Below are 23063 nucleotides of genomic sequence, written 5' to 3' on the forward strand. Positions count from 1 at the left end.
TCAACATAGCGAATTTATTTTTTAAGCCATTTGATTATTTACCGCATACAACACCGTATCCAACATATCCATTGAATAATGCCTTACATAAAAATAATACTCTGGATTATACTCCAACAATAGTTCAGGTATTGTCCAAATATCCTCTAACTTATGATACAAACATATAGCCAGTTTAGGCTTTTGCTCGGTTATTATTCGCTTTGCTCCTTTAATGGCTTCCAGTTCAGAGCCCTCAATATCCATCTTAATAAATGTCACTCTTTCATCTGGCAAATAACTATCTAGCGATGTTACTGGAATATCTACCCATTTTTCATCCGAGTAATCTATTCCTTTTAAGCCACTTAAGTTTTGCTCAGTTGCAATATCACTATCGGGTCTATCAAAGAACCTTAAAGTATCTGGCTTACTCCACAAGCCCTTCTTTATCCATTCACAATTATCCAAGTGCTCAACATTTTTGTAAAAACGATTGTAATAGTCTATAGATGGCTCAAACATATATATTTTCTTATATTTGTTATGAGACCACTTCACAAAATCTAAAGTTGTACCTCCATCATAGACTCCTGCATCTACAAACACTTCATTATCATCGTGCCATATAAAGGTTTCAAAATATTCATTGACCTCATTATCATATATCTCACCTAAGGCAATAATCTTTGACGCATCAACACCTCTTTTTAATAATAAATTTTTTACCTCGGCATACCCTTTCTTTATTGAAACAATAAAAAGAACGTTGTTTACACTGTTCGTCAATTCATCTATAGAATAAATCTTTTTTCCACAGTAATACTCCCCCGCTTTATAGGAATCAACAAATCCCTCTACCGATGCCAAGTCTTTTATTGCGTGGTATAACTTGTCACCCCAAATTCCTGCGCCATAAATATATACAGGTAGATTCTTGTTATCATTCAACCATGGAAGAACATTTCGCAAATAAGAACCGCTGCAAACTATATCGTTTAGATATTGCACATCCCCAGTCAAATTGTACTTTAAACGATTAACGTATAATCTTTTAGATTCTTCATCCAACAGGTGCTCGTATATTTTGTTTGTTTTTTCAATAAAATCTGTATTCATACACATATCCCTTTTAACACTATTCAAAAAGTCCTGTTACTTTTCTCTCTAATTCCCACCGATAATAATTCTCTTTACTACCTTTCTCAACATTCATTCTTCCATACTGAATAGTTCCCAAATCCACGATTTTCTCTTGCATTATCGGTAGTGACAATATCTCTTTTAATTCTTTTTTAGGAGTAACTCCATCAGATTCCATCATACTAACCTGCGCAAATTCCTCCTCCGAATACGTACCCCAATTTAAGATTTTAGTAAAGAAAACCTCATCCACTCCCAATTCAAGTCCCCATTTTACAAAGCCTGGCATCTCCTTGTAATTCATAGCTTGAACCACAAAGTTTAACCGCATATACGATAATTCACCATTTTTTCGGAGTGAAGCTGCATATTCCATATTCTTTTTCAGAATATCAAAATTTCCTCCTCTTCGAATCGCTTCATACGTTGATTTCGTAGCTGCATCAATTGATATTGTTATCATTATTTTTGCTGATGTAGTTTCACGCAGCATTCTCCAATTTTTCTCATTAAAGAGAAGTCCATTTGAAAGAAGTCTTATCCATTTTGTATCTTTATTTGCCTTGCATGTCAAAAGATTTCGGTATTGCTTACTCATTAGAGTTTCACCATTACCTGCAGAAATATAGAACTCACAATCTGGCAATAATTCTTCTTTTATCTTATTGCTAATAATATCTAACTTTTCCTGTTCTTCTTCACATGCCACCTTATAGCTATCTCGGCAAGTAATACACTTAAGATTACATGTCTCATCGAATCCTACAGCTACTGTTGTGGGACTAGCTTCCATTTTTTTATATGGAGAAGACAAGTCTGTCCCCGCTTTATTATAAGTTCCAATAAAAAATGGACACATATCTTTTCTACAAAAACTATATGTCTTATTCACATTTGAAAGGCACATAATTTTATGAATTGAAGAACTCCAAAGTTCTCCAGCCGACTTATTCAACAGACTACCCAAAGAATGATATATAAATGTTGAGCAACAACAGATACTATTCCCATCTGTACCAACTTCCATATGATTTAACATTGTTCTGCAACCCAAATCATAGCAACTCTTGTCAAATATCGTCCGCTTTAATAATTCCGAAGGCAAAGCGATATACTCTTCGTCAGTGCAATAATCCTCCCAGTGTTTAAACCCCCACTGCTGAAGCTGCTGTATTATTTCCTGATTCTTTCTTATGGCAACTATGATAAAGTGCTTGCTGCATAAATCGATATCTGGTTTTAGTATCTCTACCTCATTAAATTTCTTACCATATTTATATGTATCAACATAGCACTGTGGTTTTATTGTCTTGTCCCATTCAAGGAGCTTACCCGCTGCTATTCCTGTTCCCCAGATTAGAATTGGTTTGTTGTTGGAATTAATCCTATCTGAATTGAGTTGCTCAAAAAAGGTGTCTTCCGCCGTATAATCACATGAACTCAATCCCAGTTCATTAAGAACTTTTATCTTATCTTTTTTATCGAAATCACATACAATTAGCTTATTAAACTCACCTTTATGAGGTATGATGTCTTTCGATGAATAAACTGGTGCTCCTAGAAATCTACTCTCTACATACTCATCATCGAAAAAGCACACTATTTCTAGATTGTCAAATATATACAAGAAATCTTTGCTGACTCTGTTTACACCATAAATAGCATACTTCATCGTTCCACCCCACAAACTTGTTGCTACTATTTTACTCTATTTTGTCAAAATATACTCTATCATTCACAGAATGTTGAGAATTTTCGCAAAATTCATCATCATAAAGAATTAGCGGTAGTTTTTGCTACCGCCAATTTTCCATTTACACTATCATCAGTTCTCAATCAAAGAGCCAATAACCGTATCTAGTGAAATGATCTTTTTTATTCCTTTTTCTTCAAGTGATTGTTTGATATTCACATAGTCGTATGTAACTGATACAACAACCATATCAACTTCTGGCAAATCATTTTGCAATGTATAAACCGGAAATGATTTCTTTATTGCCTCACCTTTCCCATCAATGCCATACTCAATTGTTATCGATGATCCCTCCAAATCCATTAAAAAATGTGTACCAAGCATTCCCAATCCATACACAGCAATTCGCTTTACACCTTTTCGTTCAAAGTATTCTGCTGTTGAAACACCTCTTTCTTTCAACATCATCCATTTATCAAAGATTTTCCAGTAACTTCGATATTGAGTTATGGTCTTCTCAACTTTTTCTAATTCTATATCGGATTCCATACTATGTGTTTTTTTATTATCTTCAGAACTCTCATTCTGCGCTTCATATATCGCCTCTAAGAATCGATATCCCCATTCCTCATCTGGCTCCAAATACATTGTCTCTCCCCACTCATTCCATGCGTTTATAAATACAAATTCATTTTCCAAATCTACGCTTTGTTTTATGATTTCCCGTATATAATCCTTAAACACGTCTGGATTTGAGTTGATAACAGCAATTCCCGCTTTATGTCTTCTAGGAGTGTCATCATACCCAGGGAAGGCTGATAAATATGTTTTCTTCTTCAGATTTCTCACTTGACGCTGAATCTTAATACTTTTTTCAACAATCTCACTATAATCAATAACTGCTGCAACCTTGTCATCGAGTTTTCTATATCTATCTGGATAACTCCTTCTAAACGAATACTGTGGTTCCATATTTAACCTGGCATCACACGATTCACTTTCCACATTCGTCGAAATGAAATATATACCATTAAATCCGTTTTTCCTAGCCAATTTATTCCATAATTCAACCATTTCTGGAAGGCAAAATATCTCATCAGATTTATATATTAAAAAAAGCGGCTTGTTCCCCACTTTTATATATCTATCATCTTTAAAGAATTTTAAAAGATATTCAAAATGGCTTGCCCAATCCTCTTCATCTCCATACCCTTGTTCAAGTAATATACCGTCACTACTCTCTTGATTTGAGTCATTTTCCAACGACCATACATTTTTCGAACTCATTTTGCTCCAGGATCTAGCCCAGGTTTCATTCGCCCAAGAAAAACAAAATGGCATATCAATATCTTTCCATTGCAAAAGATTCTCTGCTGGCTTCTCTAATATTTTGCGTCCATCTTTAAAATAATAATGGTAAAAACACATACCATACACGCCATATTTATGCATCAAATCAGCCTGCCACTGCATAGTCTCTCTCTCCAAAAGATTGTAATAATATCCATCTTTTGGAATTTTAGGCATAATATGCCCCTCAAACAGTGGTTCTGCAGATTTTACAGACGTCCATTCTGTAAATCCCTCTCCCCACCATTTGTCATTTTCAGGCGTTCTATGAAATTGCGGTAGGTACATTGAGATTATTTTCATATCCATCGGTATATCAAACGATTAAACCAGCACAAAATACATATTTTGTTTCGTTCTATATCAATTATCAAACAATTACCAAACGATTAAACCATGTAATTCCTCAATACATTTGTTATCCAAAAACTTGTTGTCGCTCATTACTCTACCTCTTTACAAATTATATAAATCCAATACTCTTATTATATCTGTGTGCTTCATGTCTAACTTAGCTATCTTATTGCTATCAATCCCTAAAGAAATAAGTTCATTTTTTATTGATTCTCTTAACTTAGTTCGCGTTGCCATAATAAGTATTTTGTCCATTTCTTTTTGCCTACGAACTAGTTCTGAGGGTGTGTCAATTTTGAATCCACTTATCTCTCCTGTTTTTTCTTTATCAACTACCATTACTATATTATTTCTATCATGCCTTGATAGCACGCGCAGATATTCTTGTCCCATATCTCCACATCCATAAATTGCCACTTTTTCTTCTATTTTAACATTAAACGGGAATATATCATCCTTATAATACGCTTGTAGCAGATTATAATCGGCAAGCATCATATCTCTTACCATTTGTAAAATTATTTGGTTTTCAACTTTCTTCCATATTTCTTTTTTCAAAAACTGTGCCTTAAGATATTCATAAAACTTCTTCTCTGATTCCATTAAATCTTTTGAATGTGTTCGGCAAAATGACTCCTCATGAATCCTATAACAATATACTATCTGCCCTGTAGATAATACTTTATCTACATTAGCCATAATATTCCATACACAGGCCACATCCTCCGACATACGAATATCATTTGGGCAACTCATTATTATTTCGCGAATCGACTCTATTTTATACATCCCGCCCCATAAAGAGGTAATCATTTTGCTCTCGTAAAAGCATTTATCATTTATAAAATCACATGCTAACTCTATACCAGAATAAGTCCCGCGTGCAACGTTTGTTATCACAGACTCTTTATCCCTATAGACCTTTTTACAATCATAAAGAACTACATCAACATTATTCATTCTGGCTTTATTAACAAGACTCTGTATTACATCATTTTGTTGGACTAACCAATCGTCTGCATCTACAAATAAGCACCATTTTCCTGAAGCTAATTCTAACCCTCTTTTTCTTGCTGCGATTTGACCAGCATTATTCTGGTATTCATACTTTATTACTTCTGGGTATTCTTTTTTGAACTCTCGGCATAGTTTCTCCGAATCATCTGTAGAACCATCATTGATTAGTATTATCTCTTTGTTTGGATAATCCTGCGCAATAATACTGTTTATGCATTGTCCTAGATATTTCCCAGCATTATATATTGGTATTATTATGCTTACTTTGTCCATAGTGTTCCGCCATTATCGATATTTACTGAATATTTATCGTGTCACAGTACTTACAGTGCGGCCAATTCCCTCTGCCTTTATATAATGCTTCTCTCACTTCATTAAATCTCTTTCCATACCATACTTCTTTTAGTGACTGCGTGCTTAAATCCCCTAAGGTATCTCTCCCTAGTGGATCATTACAACACAGAGAGACCTCACCTGTTGGTCTGATTATTAGTTGTTTAAATGGTAGTGCACATCTTACGTCCTCAAATGTACTATCCATTTCATGATTAGGTGCATCTCCACCTCTAGACGAAAGAACTTCATTCGATTTTCTAAGAACTATAGTAACTTTATTTATTAATTCAGGGTGATTTTCACAATATGCAGCTATTATTTTGTTATTTGATATCAGTTCTAGTTCTTGGTTATAATTATCAATTATTAACTCATCCAAATAGTCTACCACCTGCAGAAATTTTTCTAACGTCAAAAGGGTACCGTTAGTAAACAAGTGCATTCTAGCCTTAGGCAACTTTTCTCGTGCATATTTCAACCTATCAATAATATTAGGATCTAAAAACGGTTCATTATTTGAGAAACAAGCTAATTTCCCCTGATAATCTAGTTCAGATAATTCATCAATTATCTTTTTAAACAATAATTCTGACATAATGGCATATTCTCTAGGGTCTTGATTGCGGTTAACAGGACAGAATGCACACACGCCATTGCATCGATTTATGGTCTCTATTTCAACATGATCAAATAAAGGAACCTTATCATGTAATTCCTCTACATTAGCATTAATAGTATCAATTGCTAAACGTATCCTTTCCTTTTCACTTTCCTCTGTTCTAGAATTCCCATCATATGGATTAAAAACAATCTCGTTTGTTGAATAGTATGCACGAGGGTCTGAAACAAAGTATTCATAGTTAGTAACCCCCAATTTATCTAGTTGTTTTTTCATCATCTCAACATTTCGACTAGCAATTAATACTTTATAATCGCAATCATCTAGCAATACCTCAACTGGTTTGATCTGAATTCCATCGACATTTTTCCCTTGAAGTTCTTTATTATTATCGACTATATATGCAACTTTTGATTTGTACATTGAAACTGCTTGTTTTCCAATTATTCCAGCGCCAAATACTACTATCTTCATCTTTTTTACCCCAAATATGCTTCTTCTATCACTTTAATCTGCTCAAAGAGATTATATCCAGCAACTGTCATAATATCATGCATATTAGTTCTTAAATATCTTTTAGAAGAATCCTGCAATCTTCTTCCCCAAGCTTCTTCAGAATCTTCTACCCATATACAATTATCGGTTATCTCTACCCAATGAACAAATATATAAACCTTGTTATTTTTTACAATCATTATAAATATCTCCTAAAGCATTCAATAGTAAATCGCTATACAATTTTGATTTTTACATCAAGATAAAGCCTGCTTTCCCATTATCCCTGCACCAAATATTATTATCTTTTCCACTTAAATATCACCTCATATACTAATACGTAAAATCTTTTCTTCTTTAATCCTTAAATCTTTTAGTTCTTTTATAATCTGTTCAACCATAGTTCCCCTCAATACCGCTATAAGCACATAATCATATTTTTTTTCTGCCATTATAGTTTTAATATCATAATCATTATTTCCACCATCTTTTTTATCTAGCCACAAAACAACAGAAATACTGAACTTATTCTCCAGAATACCCTTTAGTCTCTTACCAAATCTACCAGCTCCATAAAGTATAATTTGATTCCCCGGTTTAAGATTACCTAATGGATATATTTTTCCATTTCTGTTTTCTATAATACTCTCTGGTACTTGTAATAAGGTCGAATATAGAATTAACGCGTTCACTCCGTTTAGAATTGAATAATTTTCCTTATCCAAAAAATTATTAAGATTAATTTTTAAATTTTTCTCTAAACACGCTATTCGCATTTCTTCATCTTTTAAATTGTTATCCATACAAGACCCACTACGTATTCGATAATGATAAAAAGCTTTATGAATAATCATCATGCTATTAGCAGAATACACACACGGATACACTATTGCTGCATCTTCACCCACATTAATTCGATCATCTACATTCTTATATAGCGTCTTTATAAGTGCTGATTTAAATAGTTTGTTATATACATGTATATTTATACCAGATTCAAAAAAAACACCCGTATATACGGCAATAGGATAAATCTTATTTTCTAAATCATCTCTGTTATAGTACCCTTCTTTACACTGATCAAATTCGTCAACAGTATGTTTTCCATAGTCTCTTTTTACTCCAGAGGTAATTATATCTGGCATAAAATCCGAAGATAACTCAATCATTTCTTGATACATTACTGGTTCAATCCAGTCGTCTCCATCAACAAATGTTATATACTCTCCAGTCGCAATATCTACACCAACTTTACGCGCACCTATAATTCCCCCATTAGATTTATGTACTACTTTTATTCTGCTATCAATTTTCTTATAGTTGTCAACTATATCTCCTGAGGAATCTGTAGAACCATCATCGACAAGAATTATTTCTAATTTCTTATATGTCTGATTAATAATACTTTCTATACACTCAGGTAAATATTTCTCAACATTATATATGGGAACAATTACACTAATATATGGTTTCACTAATTCATTATATTTATTTTTATCGTACATAATGATATCCGCATTTCACACTATACTTTCTTCACTATTTTTTGATGAATTACAATAACTCTACTATCTATTTTTCAACTTATCTAAATATTTTGCTATCACATTAGATAACCCATCATTAACACAAATAATTTCAATAATTAATATATGATTGTTTACAAATATTTTGATTCACTTTTAACCTAACTATCTAATATCTATTTCGAAATAACCAATGTTCCATTTGCATCTGGTATAGGAACTTTTTTTAAACCTCTTCCTGTTTCTATTTCATATCTATCTACAGCTTTTTCTACACCTAACAAACTACTATTGTAGTCATGAATAAATATATATCCTCCTTCAGACATTTTAGGATAAAAGTACTTTATTCCCTCATATATTGATTCTTCAAAATCCATATCCAAAGAGACAAATGCAAAACTATCATTTATTCCTTCTGCTGAAGCCGGAAAAAATCCTTGTTTTACTACTATTTGATCAAGATTATCCATTTTTTCTAAGACTGACATTATATTTGTATCTTTGTACGCTTCAATAAATGCTTCTGTGCAATTTCCATTCTTTTTTTCGCTCACAGCTTCATTAACATCAAAACCATCAAACGTATCAAATAAATACAACTTTCTATCCGGAAAAGCTTTGTTTATATATTGAGCAAATTCACCTCTAAAAACTCCAGCTTCTGCGACTTCCCCTTTTATATCTTTTTTTCTTATTTCTTTTACTACCAATTCGAATGTTTTTATCCTTACATAATCTGTTTCCATATAAGAATCACTTAGATACTTTGTGTTTTCGAAGCATAAAACACCATACGCCTCCGTTCCTCTTACTACGTGATATCGTTTTTCTATAACTTTTGCATATTTTTCACCTACTATTTGTTCCACAAAACTATAGTCTTCATTTATATCCTTCAGGCAACAGTTTCCATATAAAAAGATAAACTTGTCTAAATCTAATCCAATTTTTTTTGCTTGATTATATATTTCTTTAGATCCTAATGTACATACGATTACAGCATCATATTCTTTATCTATTAAATCTTCTGGCGTAAGAACTTTTTTACTAAAGTATTCCTTTTTATTAGGATTGTTATCAATAAACGCTTCTATTCTCTCTATTGGTATCCATCTATCGAGGATTTTTCCTGCCAATCGACCTGTTCCCCAAAAGTAAATCTTTCCTGCCATTAATATTATCCTTTCAAATACCACTCTTATGTTTCAAATTCAGCTAAGCTAAATTTCAAAACCCACTCTTTTTTATCTCCCAAATCAAGCATGTTTATGACTTCATCATAATGAAGTGAAATATATATTTTTATCATTTGTTCGATTAATTCCATGCTCACATACTCTCACATAATAAAAAACTCCCCATGCAAAGTTCATACCTTACATGAGGAGTTCGTTCTTCATGTAAAGTATGAAATTTTCAAGTAAAAATGTAACATTTTGATAATCTACGACTCATTCTTTAATCTTCATAAAACTTCTTTATAAACAAAAACTCCTCATGAAAAGACCTTCATCTATTCCATGAGGAGTTATCCTTCAAAGTAAACTGTTACCCTATTTCTTTATATCTTTCTGCCTCACATCCTTATGAAGTCACAATTGATATAACTTTTAGTGTACTTATTATATTTAATTCTATCAGTTGTTTAGGTAGTGTCTGTGAAAAAAGTGTGAAATGAGTCATTGCTAACCAGCTACCAGCGTCTCGTACAATACTTCTCTATTTCATCCAGTAGATTCTTCGCTAAATCTACCTGTTCCTTAGCTTCCTGCTTATTGGCAATATAAAAATCATCATAGTCACTTGCATGCCTTATCTGTTCTGCTTCGTTAATCTTACGTCCCCAATCTCTCGAAAATATTTCAGTCTTAATATATTTCTTATTAAAATTGGCAATGGCATCTTTATGTTTCTTGTAAGACATTCCATCCAAAGCGTGAACCGCGTTTATTCCGTGAAATATCGCATAATATGCTCTATTATTAGCTCCTCTATAGTCATCTATTCCAAGTAACACTTTGGCTGACTCGACATCCTTTCTTGCCACCTCAAGTCTATATCTGCATAAGTCACTACGAGTACCTACATCTTCACTATGCTGCATACAACACAACTCCCTCTTTTTGAATATTATAAAAAAATGGATAGTTATTCACCCACTTTTCAAAAAGATCTCTACTATGAGTCATTGGATTTATTTCTACATCATTATCCATATTAAAATCATATGTTTCATTAAACAGCTCTTTTTGATATTCTTTAGCTTCATCATCTGAAATATTTACAAGTATCATTATGTCTATGTCAGAGCCCTGCTTGTTATCACCCCTTGCATAAGAGCCAAATAAAATAATTTTCGCAAGATTTGAGCCATATATATTTTTTATTTCTTCTATATATTTTGTAAGTAATTCATTTATTTCATTCATTTCATTTAACCTTTTCTTATAAAACAATGTTAATCCTATGGAAAATTATACCCGATTATTCTCATTTAGCACAGCCACTATAATACCTTTCACTTTTTCACTTGCGTCATGTCCCGTAAACACTACACAAAATCTATGTAGGTATCTAGAAAACTCCCCATGCAAAGTTCATACCTTACATGAGGAGTTCACTCTTCATATAAAGTATGAAATTTTCAAGCGGCAATATAACGTTCTAACCAAAGCATCAAGACCGCTATGACTCATGCAGTCTCTCTATAATCCTATCAGCAATTTTATTGCTAGCCTTTCCATCAAACACTAATCCAATATCATTATGGAAAGACTCTAATCTTTTTTCATAGACCGCACTATCAAACCCTAACACATTCTCTTCCAACTCATCATTATTGGTTGCAACCGGAAATGGGAATAGCCACTCCTCTCCAGTAAAAATATCCTGGTTACAACGAATATCGCTCTTATCTTCTGTTGCCATATTCCAATACAAGGCACCCCTGTCTTTCTCATACTGCTGAATGTCATCCGCATATATAAATACAGGCATCTTTGTAAAGCCTGCTTCAAAACAGGCGCTGGAATAATCTGTCATATAGGCAGCCATAGCAGCCATAATTTCATACATATCGTCTGCCTGTGATTCATTCAAAACACGTCCCCTAATATCAGGATTATCATAATCATCAAATCCTGCTGCAAGCTGCGGATGAACTCTAAAACAGATATACCAGGTACCCCCGAATCGCTTCTCCAGATTATCAATTAAACGCTTAAAATCTATACTCCATAGCTCAGAATATACAAAGCGTTTTCCGTCCTTTGCTCCCTCTCTAAAAGTAGGTGCAAATAAGAGAATCTTTGCATCTTCTGGCAAGTTATTTCTTCTACGATATTCTCGTTTCTTTTCAGTTCTGTCTCCGTAAAGCACATCGCATCTGGGCGCGCCTGTCTTTAAGCAATGGCCATTGTAAACAAGCCCCTTGGGACTATTTAGCTCACAAAACTTTGAATCAATTATCAAATCATCAATCATATCTGAATCGTTCTTGCTAACCAGATATGCCATCTTTGAAAAACCTTTACCTCTCCATAAGCCAACTGTCTTTATCCCAAGGGTATAGTGATTCGTATTTACGTAGTACTGATTTCTTCTTTTTACTGTACCAAATGGTTTTCTGTAGTTATCAATCCATACCTTTGATTTGCTCAACCAATAGGCTCTTGACCACAGAGTATTTGGCACCTTTTGTATATAGTCAGGGAACTCTTTCTCCCACACATTTTCATTTACAAACCAAACAAACTTAATGGATTCATCCATTTCATGCAGTTTCTCCACCACATACTTAGGATTACAACCAAATCCACCTTTACCCTCAAAAGTACAAACACTGACTAGCTTTTTGTCCACAGGAAAAACTCTACACAAATAAAAGCACATGCTATTACACAGTGCCTTCATTCTTCGTTTTAAAATGTATAGTTCTTCTTTGTTCATGGCTTGATATAACCCTTACATGCTAAAACCACATGAGGTCACTTCGTACCTTTACTTTTTTGCTATTATCTAAATGATACTCTATTTTACCGCATTTTGTCGCAAAATTCTCTATTGTTCACAAAATGTTGAAATATTTATAACTATTCTATATGAACCGTAATGTAACTTTTCCAACTATTTTTAAGGCAAAAATGTAACTTTTTCTGTAACTTTTCCAATGGTTTTTGGGGTGTTTTTGTAACTTTTCCAAGTTTTTTGATTAAATCTGTGGTTTAAAAAAGCCACCAGCATCAGCTGGCGGCCACGTTACTTTTTATTAAAAACTATGCTCATTCTTTCAATCTCTCCCCTGCTAATGCCATATTTTTTAGCAAGAGTTTCCCAATTATCAACTACTATTCTATTTATTTCCGCACAAATCTGATCTGCCGCGACTTTCTTAATGCCATAATAAGGTGCAGCCTTTATTGCTAATTCAAAATCAATAAGCGAATCATCATTGTCCACGTTGAGTGACAGATACTCTCCATATATATCCGGATTTACATCATACATAGGTGATAAGCACCAACCATTTTTCTCCAAAATGAATCCATGATTTCTAAAGTGATCATCTGTATTAGACACGGCCATACTAAATACTATGCGTTTCCATAGTTCCTCTATATCCGCTTTAGGGCTTGCTCCGTTTGCTTTTAAAAATGATACTATCTCTAGATAGCTACTTCCATCTGAAGCATTTGCCCCGTCTGTTTTTCCTAGCATTGTCATTGCCGATGAAAAATGAACCCTTTGGCTACCAATTCTATCAAATCTTTTTACCAAAAAAGTCGTTCCAAGTTTTGAAAATCTCTCTGCCTTAGCTTCAGGTACATTCAGTCCGCAGAGTTTTGCCAATTCATGAACAACCATCTCCCATGCCCCAGAATCAACATCATCATGTTTCGAAGGAAACTTCGCTATCCACAGACTCCCATCAGGAGCAAGAACAGATGCTTTTGGTCTGGCTCCACCTAAAGACGAACCGGGAGCCAATAATTGTCTCAGCCACTTTTCCTCTAGAGCATTATCCTCTTGTTCAAATGCAATAGATGCTTGCTCTAATTCTCGAAGTGAAGTCCACGGAGGAGTTGCATAATCTTTATCATTGGAAAGGAATTCTCCATCTACTTCTGTTTTAAAACGTAATCCACCCATCCTAGATTCATCATATACGCCCAAAAGATAGTCACTTTCCAATAGTTTCTTAGGACGCTCTTTAACAGCCTTAGCACGCATTTCCTCACGTCTGTTCATTAGTTTTCGTCCCCATCTATCTGGACAGGAATCTGCGAATACGCCAAATATTGATTTTTCATCATTTATGTAATGCCGACCTTTAAATAACTGTAAGTCTGGATCTAACACCATTTGCTGATTTTTTAACCAACTATCTGCGTATTCAAAACCATAAAACTCTTTTCCTCTTAATTGAGATACAAAAATGGTTCCTACTAACTCTTCTTTATAAGGTTCAAAATCCGCATATACATATATTCGTTTCTCTTCCGACATCTAGACCTCTCCTTACTTCGAAATACGCTTTCTTACAGGTAAATCTAAATCTTGAAGTTTTCTTCCTAATTCATCGTCCCTGGCTATTAAAAGTAAGTCTTTATCCATGTAATTTAGAGCATGCAGTACAGCGGCATAACACCCCATAGCAACAGATGGAGCTCCTTTTTCTATAGCTACTAATGTTGCTCTGCTTATACCTGCCCTTTCAGCAACCAGCTCCGCTGTGAGTTTTCTTCGTAATCTAGCATATTTTATCTGCATCCCCATTTGCGAAAGAATATCTTCAGTTTCCGGTAATAATACAATTGACTTTTTAGGCATATTTCGCCCTCCTTATGTCTATAATATTAAACATAACTATTGGTATTTGTCAATTTATATCTACTTAATCGTCTGACTTGACATCTTTTCTTGCCACCTCAAGTCTATATTTGCATAAATCACTACTAGTACCTACATCTTCACTATGCTGCATACAATACTTCTCCCGCAAAAATTGCCCCCAGGCTGAGAGTTCCTGGGGGCGGTTTGAGAATTGTATCGGATAGAGAATTAAGAAATAAGCAATTTAATCATTGTAGAGATGGATAGGCTCACCGCCGTCTCCTCCCGTTTGGCTGTCGTACTCTTCGTAAGTCAGGATATCGTCGTCGCTTTCGTAGAAGCCTTCGTCCTTGAGAGCTTTCAGCGTGTTATCACAGTTTTTGTTGAGTGAGACAGTTATGTTTTGTTCATATCTTGGATATGAATTGAAATAATCATCAGCGTAATCCCAGAAATGTTCAGTGTCTGAGAAATATGGATGTTCTTTGTCTGTTATAGTAAAGTCAAAGTCGTTATACAAGGCTTCTTCATCATATTCATAGCCATCATGACCATTGAATTTCTGTACAAATACTTTACCTTCGTCTACATCCTTAAGCAAAGCCTTGTAAACTCTGCCATACTTTTCTTTTTTCTCATTGGTGCTAAGCTCATCAAAGCTGTTAGCCTGATACTCGTAGTCTAGGATGTTATCGTTGTATTTGTATACTGAAAATGTCATCTGTGTAATCTCGCCTGTGTTCCAGGTGTTGCCTATGACATGTTCTTTTATTCGTGATGGCTCATTTATGAAGTCCAGTATTGGCTGTGTAGCTGCCACATATTCAGGACTCACCTCTGGCGCTTCAGTGTCTACAACAGTGTAATCTCTGATAATGATGTCACCATTTTTCAGCTTGTATCTTATGCTATATCTTGTACTATCAGTATCAGGATAAATCACACTTACATCTCTAAGTTCCTTTTTATCCTCAAGGAAATTCTGGTGAAGCTTTCTCACCTGTTCAATCTCATCAGGATTTGTAAATACCATCTCATAGTGGTCTGAAATGCCGGCCCACGCAATATCCTTTGCATTTGGAATCTTGTTTTCTATTTTGACAACATCAAAACGCATTCCAAGCAACACTACTAAAGCTGCCAGGCTATATATGCAGGCATGGACTAGATTCTTCAATCTGAAGACTCTTAAGGTCTTTTCGATAAGCATCTGTGTGGCATAATAAATGATGATGCCAATGATAATAGCAGAAACTATCGCTATAGCGTACCTTGCATTGTATCTCAGAGGCTTTACTGCCTCAATCATTCCTGCCACGTATGCACCTGCCACCATGGAAATGAAAAATGACATTCCCACTGAAAAGATTGGCTTCATAAATGGAACAGCGATAAAATCAAGGACTGTTTCAAGCTTCTTGCGGCTGTACATCAAATAGCTGACAAGGAAAATAACCACTGCTGCAACTGCATAAATTGCAAGATATTTACCACCTATAAATTCGTGGGTAAAGCCGATAACGCGGTTTCCCATTTCGTCTGTCTGGACATTTGAAATAACTTTGATTTTGTTGCCGATAAAAAATATCGGAGTCCATATTTTGTAATTGATGCCATTCAATGCTGCGCTCATGCCAAACATCAGCAGGCTTGCAGTGATTCTGAAGGCAATTTCCATCAATATGTATAAAAAATTAAATATAAAATAAAATATTATGGCTGTCACAATCTGACCTGTGGTCATCAGCGAAAACATGGCCACCGACATGAAGAGACATGTGGATACTATCACTATAAGTGCCCAATACCATATGCATCCCAGGCCTGAGGCGCCTGAAATAGCTGCTGCAATAGTCAAAAAAATTGATACTAAAAGCACTGGCACAATGGCAACAACAAAGCTGGATAGCAATCCTGTAAAATAAAGGCTTTTTCTGCCAACTGGAAATGCGTGCATCATGTAATTGTCACGCCTATTAAACAGATACCAGAAGGTGACTCCTGTTACAACTATGGCAACAACTATGGCAATGCTGGCTGTTGGCTGATATGCCATGTGCTCGTACAGGCGCATTTCCATGGTGTAGCCCATTTCTGCCATCCAATCATCCTCACTGTGAGCAGTGTTTATGATAAATGAAACAGGCAACATCAACATTAGAAGGATGAAATACAGCAAGCCAGCAATCCAGGTACGGCTTATGTTCTTTTTAAACAAAGCCATATTAAAAAATGATGTCTTTGACTGCATAGTTCTCACCTCCTAATTCGTAAATAAATATTTCTTCAAGGGTGAGTGGCAGGATGTCCATCAAAAGCGGATTCATCTGACCGATAGCATGTTCAGCAGCTCGTGGCTCTCCCTTTACAATAAGCGTATGAACGCGACCGTTTGTGATTTTCTTTAATACCTTTATCTCAGGTGGAAGTGCAGGCATTTCTCCCTCAAAGGCTATCTGTACCTTTGTGATGGATGTCTGCAGTTCATCCAATGAACGCTCGATTAAAATCTTGCCATTGTTCATGATGCCCACGTGGTCGCACACATCCTCAAGCTCTCTAAGGTTGTGAGAGCTGACAAGAACTGTCAGGCCATTTTCTGCCACATCTGACATAATAAGGCTCCAAATCTGACGGCGCATAACAGGATCAAGACCGTCCACCGGCTCATCCAAAATCATAAGCTCCGGTCTGGCAGCGATGGAAAGCATAAATGCCACCTGCTTTTGCATACCCTTTGAAAGAGTTCTAACCATCTTTTTAGGGTTGATGGCAGGAAAGCAATCCATGATTTTTTTGAACAATGTCTCGTCAAACCTTGGATACATGTTTTTGTAGAATTTCATCATATCCAGTGTATTTGCCTGAGTGAAATAGAAAATGTCGTCTGGAATGATGGTATATCTCTGTTTGAGAGCTTCATTTTCATATACTGACTGACCATCTATAAGCACCTGGCCTGCATCCTGCTTGTAAACACCACAGAGATGGCGGATGATAGTGGATTTGCCAGCACCGTTTGGACCAACAAGACCATAAATTGCGCCCTTGGGCACATTCATATTTAAATCGTCGAGGGCCACAAAATCACCGAATTTTTTCGTAACATTATTTACTTCTATCACTTCTGCGCCCCTCCCTTCGCTAATTCTTCGATTCGTTTGATAAGGATATCCTTATCCTGACAAAGGTATAGAAGTTCTTTGACAATTTCATCAAATTCTTTCATAAGTTCTTCATTCCTCCCTGATGCAACATCTGCACGCTCGGCAGCATAACTGCCCTTTCCCGCAATGGTGTAAATGTAGCCTTCCTGCTCTAGCTCCCTATAAGCCTTTTGGATGGTGTTTGGGTTGATGGACAGGCTGGTGGCAAGTTCTCTAACGCTTGGCAGCTTCTCGTCCTTTTTTACAGCGCCGGATACAACCAGCTTGCGTAGACCGTCTTTGATTTGCTCATAGATTGGCTTAGAGTCCCTGTAGTTCAGTTGGATCATCTAATACCCTCCTCTTGAAAGATGTACAGAAGTGCGCCAGACTAAAAGCTGTATTGGGATGTGTGTTTTGATTATTGTAAAATGTAAAAAACCTAGCGCACTAAACTGTATTATCTGTTCTAATACACTTATAGCACGCTAGGATTTTCTTGTCAACGATTTTTATTTAGTTTGATTAGGATTTTTTGAATTTTGCCATTGTAGCTGCCATGGCAATGCTTAATGGTTCATTGTCTATTTCCGGGGCAACCTTATTCTGAACACGTTCCACAAATTCGCGAATTTCATATCGCAAACCGTCACCTTTTAGCTCATCGTCATATGAGATTACTTTATTTGCATCCTCAAAATGAACTTCAAAGTGCTTGGTATACCACCAAGGCGCCGGCACTGTGATGTAGCCCTTTGTTCCTGCAACAACCAGGTTTCCCTCGGATTTAACTCCAAGTCCTGCTGTAGCTGTGGCAAAAGCGTTGCCATAGTCAAAATGAGCCACCGTATATAAATCCACGCCCTTTTTATTTTTCATACTGTCAAAATGAACAGCTTTATAGTTTGTGCCAAGCAGGCTAAATGTCGCCAGCATTCCATAGGTGCCAAGTTCAATAAAGCTTCCAGCCTCTTTGCCGTTCAACTCCCTGCTGTCCTCTGGCACAAGCTTTGTAAAAGTAGAATTTACCTGAACTATATCACCAATAACTCCACTTTTTGCCACCTGAAGCATCTGCCTGAAGCCCGGCATATAGGCGGTTTTCAGACCTTCCATTACAATCAGCCCTTTTTTCTCGGCAAGCTTGAATGCCTTTTTTGCATCAGCTTCATTTAACGCAAATGGCTTTTCGCAAAGTACATGTTTGTCCTTCTCCAATGCCTCTATCGTATATGCGATATGAGTCTCATGTGGTGATGCAATGTACACAGCATCAACCATATCCCAGAATTCACTTATATCAGCACAGGCCTGCGGCAATTGTGTCAGAGAAAGCCCTCTAACTGCATTTTTCATGGTCTCAACTACAGAGTCCTGCAGCTTTCCTACAAATCTTGTAGCACTGCCCTCGTGTGGATTATAAACCGCGGATACTGTGGCACCTTCCACATATTCTAACTCTGTTAAAAATTTTCCAGCAATTCTTCCAGTTCCAATGATTCCAATTCGCATATACGTTAGTCTCCTTGATTCTTTTTTCTAAGCTTCATAAATTGCTCAATAACCTTTGCCATTTCCTTCGACTCTCCGGCTGTCAGTTTATAATCCGACTGCCCCACGCCGTTGATTTTTGAAATAAATTCGGCGATTTCGTATCTGAAGCCATCACCTTTAAACTCTGAGCGATACCGCTCTACTATGTTTGGGTCTTCGTGACGAACCTCAAAACTATCTGCCATCCACCACGGAGCCGGCACGTATATATACCCCTGTGTGCCTGCAATTATCAGTGCGCCTTCAGATTTGACCCCAGCCCCTGCCTTTGCTGTGGCAAGTGCGCCACTATACTGAAAATGAATCTCTGTGAATATGTCTATGCCGCTGTCGCCCAGTATGGATTTGATTTCCACGTCCTCATAATCAGTTCCTAATATTTTAAAAATAGGCAACATGCCGTAACAACCATACTCTAAAAATGCTCCACTGTATTTGTAATCACATTGCTCTCTTGAACCAATTGCAGGCAATCTTGTAAATGTGGCATCAATACCTACCACTCTGCCAATGGAGCCATTTTTTGCCACCGCGAGTATTTGCTGAAAAGCCGGCAGATAGGCTGCTCTGATACCTTCCATAAGCCGCAGTCCGTGGAGTTTTGCAAAGGTGTACAGCTCTAGCGCCTCGTCGTAAGTAAATGTCATAGGCTTTTCACACAGCACATGCTTTCCTGCCATCAGGCTTCTTCGAACGTATTCCGCATGTGTCTCATTTGGCGATGCAATGTAGACCGCATCTATTTTATCTAAGAATTTTTCAAAATTATCCACGTAGGTTGGCAGCTTGTATTTCTCATTAAACTCCATGGCAGAATCTACATCTGGATTGTATGCAGCCACCACTTCTGCGCCTGAAACGTAGCTGGATTCCTCGAAAAATCTAGGCGCAACGCGGCCTGTTCCAATGATGCCAATTCTTATAAGCTGGCCCCTGCCATGACGAATAATAGTAGAGGAAATATCCGGTGTCCTCTCTAAGTAGATAACCTTGCAGTAGGCATTTAAATAATCAAATTTGCCAGTCCAATCAGAGCCTACCGTAAAAATATCGATATTGTACCTTTGAATATCCTCTATTTTTTGTCCCTCATGGTCTTCCACTATTATTTCATCTGCAAAACCAGTGGCACGAACATTTTCGATGCGGGTCATAATAGGGTCGATAAGATTCAGCTTTCCCCTGGAATAATCAAAATGTTCCGTGGTTACTCCCACTATCAGGTAATCCCCAAGTTCCTTGGCTCTTTTCAACAGTTTATAATGGCCCTCATGGAATAAATCAAAAGAACCATAGGTTATGACTTTCTTCATAGCTAATGCCCTCCGGCTAAATAGCGCCCGTTACAACCATTGTTAAATAATGATTAAACATCCTATTTACATGTTTTTTCATTACCTACTTCAAATACTCATAAACCTTTTCGCCACAATCCCCTGCAGGACTTGCATTGATTTTCTTGTAGGCTTCAAGCTGTTCTTCCACTGAATGCTTGTTGCCATGAATGGTGCCATCGATGAAATCTACCAGAGTGTTGAATTCATTTTCAAAGCACATATAGGTAAGATTTCTTGCCTGATTTCCAAAACCATAGGTATGTGAAATCACCTCATCTTTATCAAAGAACTGCTCCTCCAGGACCGCATCCATGGTATTTAATTCAATGGTATAGTGCTTGCGATTTATCTGATCCATGTAGCTGTATGTGTTATTTTTAGCATGATAAATAAATTGGCCCACGGCTTCGTTTACCTGATATTGGCTTTTATCTTCTGCTGTTACCTCAAATGGGGCATCCCATTTTTTTACCTTTCCTGTTTTCCTGTCAAATGAAACAAACATATTTCCCCAATATGGCGCGAAAATCAACTCATCTCCATTAAATGCCAGGTTTGAAAAAAGTCGTCTGGTAGATTCACACTTAAATTCACGATCAAAGCCATTTAAGCCATCAACTGCTATATTAAAGTCCTTTGATTCCCCTGTCTTGTAGTTAAATCGCTTCCACACAGTGCCTTCGTATGGATTTAACCACACGCTAGTTCCGCCCTTTTCCTTGACTGCGCCCCAATAGACGCCTTTTAATCCGGTAGATTTCTTTTGGGTAGACATCGTTTTTTTATCTACTATCAAAAGCTCATCAGCGATGGCAGACAGGATATAAATCTTTTCCTCATTTTCCCAGACCGGAGCAGGGACTTCCTGGTTGTCTTCCGTCTTTAGGATGTTAAATTCTCCCACATTTGTGAGACACACAAACTCATACTTATCCATATCAAATCTAACCATATATGGATATTTATTTGGCAGCAGAAATACATAATTTTTGTCAATCAAGTACCCCCAGAATGCGCCTGCTATGTTCATCTGCTTATCCATAAATACTCGTTTGACTTTCTTATTTTTATCTATGATTAGGAAATCCTGGGCATTTAACGGTATCAAAACCACATGACCTTTATACTCAATTGCCCTGCCATAATCTCCCGGGTACACATCCTTTGGCAAATCACAGTAAAACTCGAAATGCATGTCATCCTTTGGGGACCAGAAAACTTTAATATCACCTACCAGGCAATACTTGTTGAAGGTGTCCCCCCGATAGTTTTCCAGATATGGCTGCCAGACGTTATCCTGCCAGTCATTTTCATCAGGCAATACATCGATATTGTTATTTATGACAAATACAGGCTTTCCTGCCACGCCAAATAATGCTGTGACACTACTTGCCGAATCCCCCACATAGGCATCGCACAGTGCAATAGTATCCTCAATACTTGGAGTGGTGTCGTAAATTCCCCAATTTTCGTTTATATATTTATCTCGAAGATCCTTAAAAATCGGTACAAATTCCTGCTCCATGGACTCCAAAGTGGATTCAAACAAAGGATGAGGTCTCCATAACAGACAAACATCCTGCCTCGCTCTAAAAGTATTAAATACATACAGCATCTTTTTCATGAAATTGAGAGGATTATAAAGCATGCCATTTAGGCTGGTATTGTAGAAATATACTTTCTTGCCAGTCATTTTTTCCTTCCAATCCTCAGGTAGCTGTGGCGGGTTTTTGCATTTTCTGATGACACTGTCAAATTTTGGCGAGCCCAGTGGCAACAGTTTTGCCATATCTATATTCTTGTAATATTCCTTTAGGCTGTCAGACTGGACCACAATATAGTCAAACACATCAAATGACGGGCTATATGCCTGTGCATCTCCCATGCCGCCTGTAGTGGCAAAATATGGCATATACACAAGACATTCTGTATATTTCTTTATTTCGTAGGAATAGAAGAATGGATGTATGGATGTCACATAATTGTACTGATCATAAGGGTTATGCACAAAAATTAAATCAGGATGAATTTTTCCAAAATCAAATTCTTCGTACTTTGTAACAGGCACATAGTCAGGCATAAGCTCGCCTTCGTAGTGCATCTTGCCAAAGCTCCTGTCCGGATTTCTGTCATAATAAGGGATTGGAATTACATAAGCTTCACAGTGTTCATCTGCATTTGCTGCCATCCAGACAGACTCTAAAGAATCCCACATAGAAGCCTTATATGGAAGAAATACTACTACTCTGGTGATAGTGATGTCAGCGGCGGCGGTTCGTTCTATATTGTTCACAGCATGCTCCAAACGCCCCTTTGCAGAGCTTGCTGCCAGGCCTCGCTCGGATAGTATTTCTTCATGAATCTGGTATAGCACCTCGCAAAACTCCTCCAGAGTCTTTATTACAGATACTGCCTCGGGCTCTTCTTTTTCGATAAATTCCCCCAGTTCAATAGCCTTCTGCTGTATTTTTTCTAAATACACACAGGCTCCCTCAATATCTGAATCCTTTTTTGCCAGCAGTTCATAAATCTCATTGTTTACTTTTTTGAAAATTTTAATATAGTTTTCTATCACCTTAAACTTATATTTTCTCATTCTCTTAATCCCCACTGTGTGCAATTGACCATATTATCATTGTATACTTTTAGAGAAAAAAAAGGCAAAATTCACAGAATGTT

General features: G+C 36.5%; 20 protein-coding genes. All 20 read right to left on the minus strand.

The window, feature by feature from the left end; translation table 11 throughout:
* Nucleotides 1-21 precede the first annotated feature (21 nt).
* The gene (locus tag BLV53_RS04380; RefSeq protein WP_170830753.1) at nt 22-1098 is read right to left on the minus strand and encodes an FkbM family methyltransferase; all 1077 of its coding nucleotides are present in this window, start codon (nt 1096-1098) and stop codon (nt 22-24) included.
* Nucleotides 1099-1117: 19 nt separating this feature from the next.
* Nucleotides 1118-2794 (minus strand): radical SAM protein, encoded by a 1677-nt coding sequence (locus BLV53_RS04385; protein ID WP_090297588.1) that lies wholly within the window; start codon nt 2792-2794, stop codon nt 1118-1120.
* 153 nt (nt 2795-2947) lie between these two features.
* Nucleotides 2948-4474, minus strand: a complete 1527-nt coding sequence (locus BLV53_RS04390; protein ID WP_090297592.1) for a glycosyltransferase WbsX family protein — start codon at nt 4472-4474, stop codon at nt 2948-2950.
* Between the two features lie 147 nt (nt 4475-4621).
* Nucleotides 4622-5809, minus strand: coding sequence for a glycosyltransferase (locus BLV53_RS04395; RefSeq protein WP_090297595.1), 1188 nt, complete (start codon nt 5807-5809; stop codon nt 4622-4624).
* 22 nt (nt 5810-5831) lie between these two features.
* A complete protein-coding gene (locus BLV53_RS04400) occupies nt 5832-6965 on the minus strand; it encodes a radical SAM/SPASM domain-containing protein (RefSeq protein WP_090297598.1) in 1134 nt (377 codons plus the stop codon).
* 5 nt (nt 6966-6970) lie between these two features.
* Nucleotides 6971-7186 carry a hypothetical protein gene (locus BLV53_RS04405; protein ID WP_090297601.1) on the minus strand — a complete coding sequence of 72 codons (216 nt, stop codon included), beginning with the start codon at nt 7184-7186 and terminating at the stop codon, nt 6971-6973.
* 126 nt (nt 7187-7312) lie between these two features.
* A complete protein-coding gene (locus tag BLV53_RS04410; protein WP_090297606.1) occupies nt 7313-8491 on the minus strand; it encodes a glycosyltransferase family 2 protein in 1179 nt (392 codons plus the stop codon).
* A 197-nt stretch (nt 8492-8688) separates the two neighbouring features.
* Entirely contained in the window at nt 8689-9687 is a 999-nt protein-coding gene (locus BLV53_RS04415; protein ID WP_090297609.1) for a TylF/MycF/NovP-related O-methyltransferase, read from the minus strand.
* 26 nt (nt 9688-9713) lie between these two features.
* The gene (locus BLV53_RS17495) at nt 9714-9842 is read right to left on the minus strand and encodes a hypothetical protein (RefSeq protein ID WP_278335375.1); all 129 of its coding nucleotides are present in this window, start codon (nt 9840-9842) and stop codon (nt 9714-9716) included.
* Between the two features lie 366 nt (nt 9843-10208).
* Nucleotides 10209-10619: a HEPN domain-containing protein gene (locus BLV53_RS04420; RefSeq protein ID WP_090297612.1), complete on the minus strand. Its 411-nt coding sequence runs from the start codon at nt 10617-10619 to the stop codon at nt 10209-10211.
* The gene (locus BLV53_RS04425) at nt 10609-10944 is read right to left on the minus strand and encodes a nucleotidyltransferase domain-containing protein (protein ID WP_090297615.1); all 336 of its coding nucleotides are present in this window, start codon (nt 10942-10944) and stop codon (nt 10609-10611) included. Before BLV53_RS04425 ends, BLV53_RS04420 begins: the two co-directional genes overlap by 11 nt.
* 256 nt (nt 10945-11200) lie before the next feature.
* On the minus strand, nt 11201-12376 hold the full coding sequence (locus tag BLV53_RS04430; RefSeq protein WP_170830754.1) for a CDP-glycerol glycerophosphotransferase family protein: 1176 nt from the start codon (nt 12374-12376) through the stop codon (nt 11201-11203).
* Nucleotides 12377-12772: 396 nt separating this feature from the next.
* Nucleotides 12773-14020, minus strand: a complete 1248-nt coding sequence (locus BLV53_RS04435) for a type II toxin-antitoxin system HipA family toxin (protein ID WP_090297621.1) — start codon at nt 14018-14020, stop codon at nt 12773-12775.
* Between the two features lie 12 nt (nt 14021-14032).
* Nucleotides 14033-14344 carry a helix-turn-helix domain-containing protein gene (locus BLV53_RS04440; RefSeq protein WP_090297625.1) on the minus strand — a complete coding sequence of 104 codons (312 nt, stop codon included), beginning with the start codon at nt 14342-14344 and terminating at the stop codon, nt 14033-14035.
* Nucleotides 14345-14591: 247 nt separating this feature from the next.
* Entirely contained in the window at nt 14592-16598 is a 2007-nt protein-coding gene (locus BLV53_RS04445; RefSeq protein WP_090297627.1) for an ABC transporter permease, read from the minus strand.
* Entirely contained in the window at nt 16573-17472 is a 900-nt protein-coding gene (locus BLV53_RS04450; protein ID WP_090297629.1) for an ABC transporter ATP-binding protein, read from the minus strand. Before BLV53_RS04450 ends, BLV53_RS04445 begins: the two co-directional genes overlap by 26 nt.
* Nucleotides 17469-17843, minus strand: a complete 375-nt coding sequence (locus BLV53_RS04455; RefSeq protein ID WP_090297632.1) for a GntR family transcriptional regulator — start codon at nt 17841-17843, stop codon at nt 17469-17471. Before BLV53_RS04455 ends, BLV53_RS04450 begins: the two co-directional genes overlap by 4 nt.
* Before the next feature lie 175 nt (nt 17844-18018).
* A complete protein-coding gene (locus BLV53_RS04460) occupies nt 18019-19005 on the minus strand; it encodes a Gfo/Idh/MocA family protein (protein ID WP_090297634.1) in 987 nt (328 codons plus the stop codon).
* Between the two features lie 5 nt (nt 19006-19010).
* Nucleotides 19011-20360, minus strand: a complete 1350-nt coding sequence (locus tag BLV53_RS04465; RefSeq protein ID WP_090297637.1) for a Gfo/Idh/MocA family oxidoreductase — start codon at nt 20358-20360, stop codon at nt 19011-19013.
* A gap of 85 nt (nt 20361-20445) precedes the next feature.
* On the minus strand, nt 20446-22980 hold the full coding sequence (locus BLV53_RS17205) for a hypothetical protein (RefSeq protein ID WP_207646216.1): 2535 nt from the start codon (nt 22978-22980) through the stop codon (nt 20446-20448).
* Between the last annotated feature and the right edge of the window lie 83 nt (nt 22981-23063).

It is taken from the genome of Pseudobutyrivibrio sp. ACV-2 (genome assembly GCF_900107545.1).
Classification (GTDB): Bacteria; Bacillota; Clostridia; order Lachnospirales; family Lachnospiraceae; genus Pseudobutyrivibrio.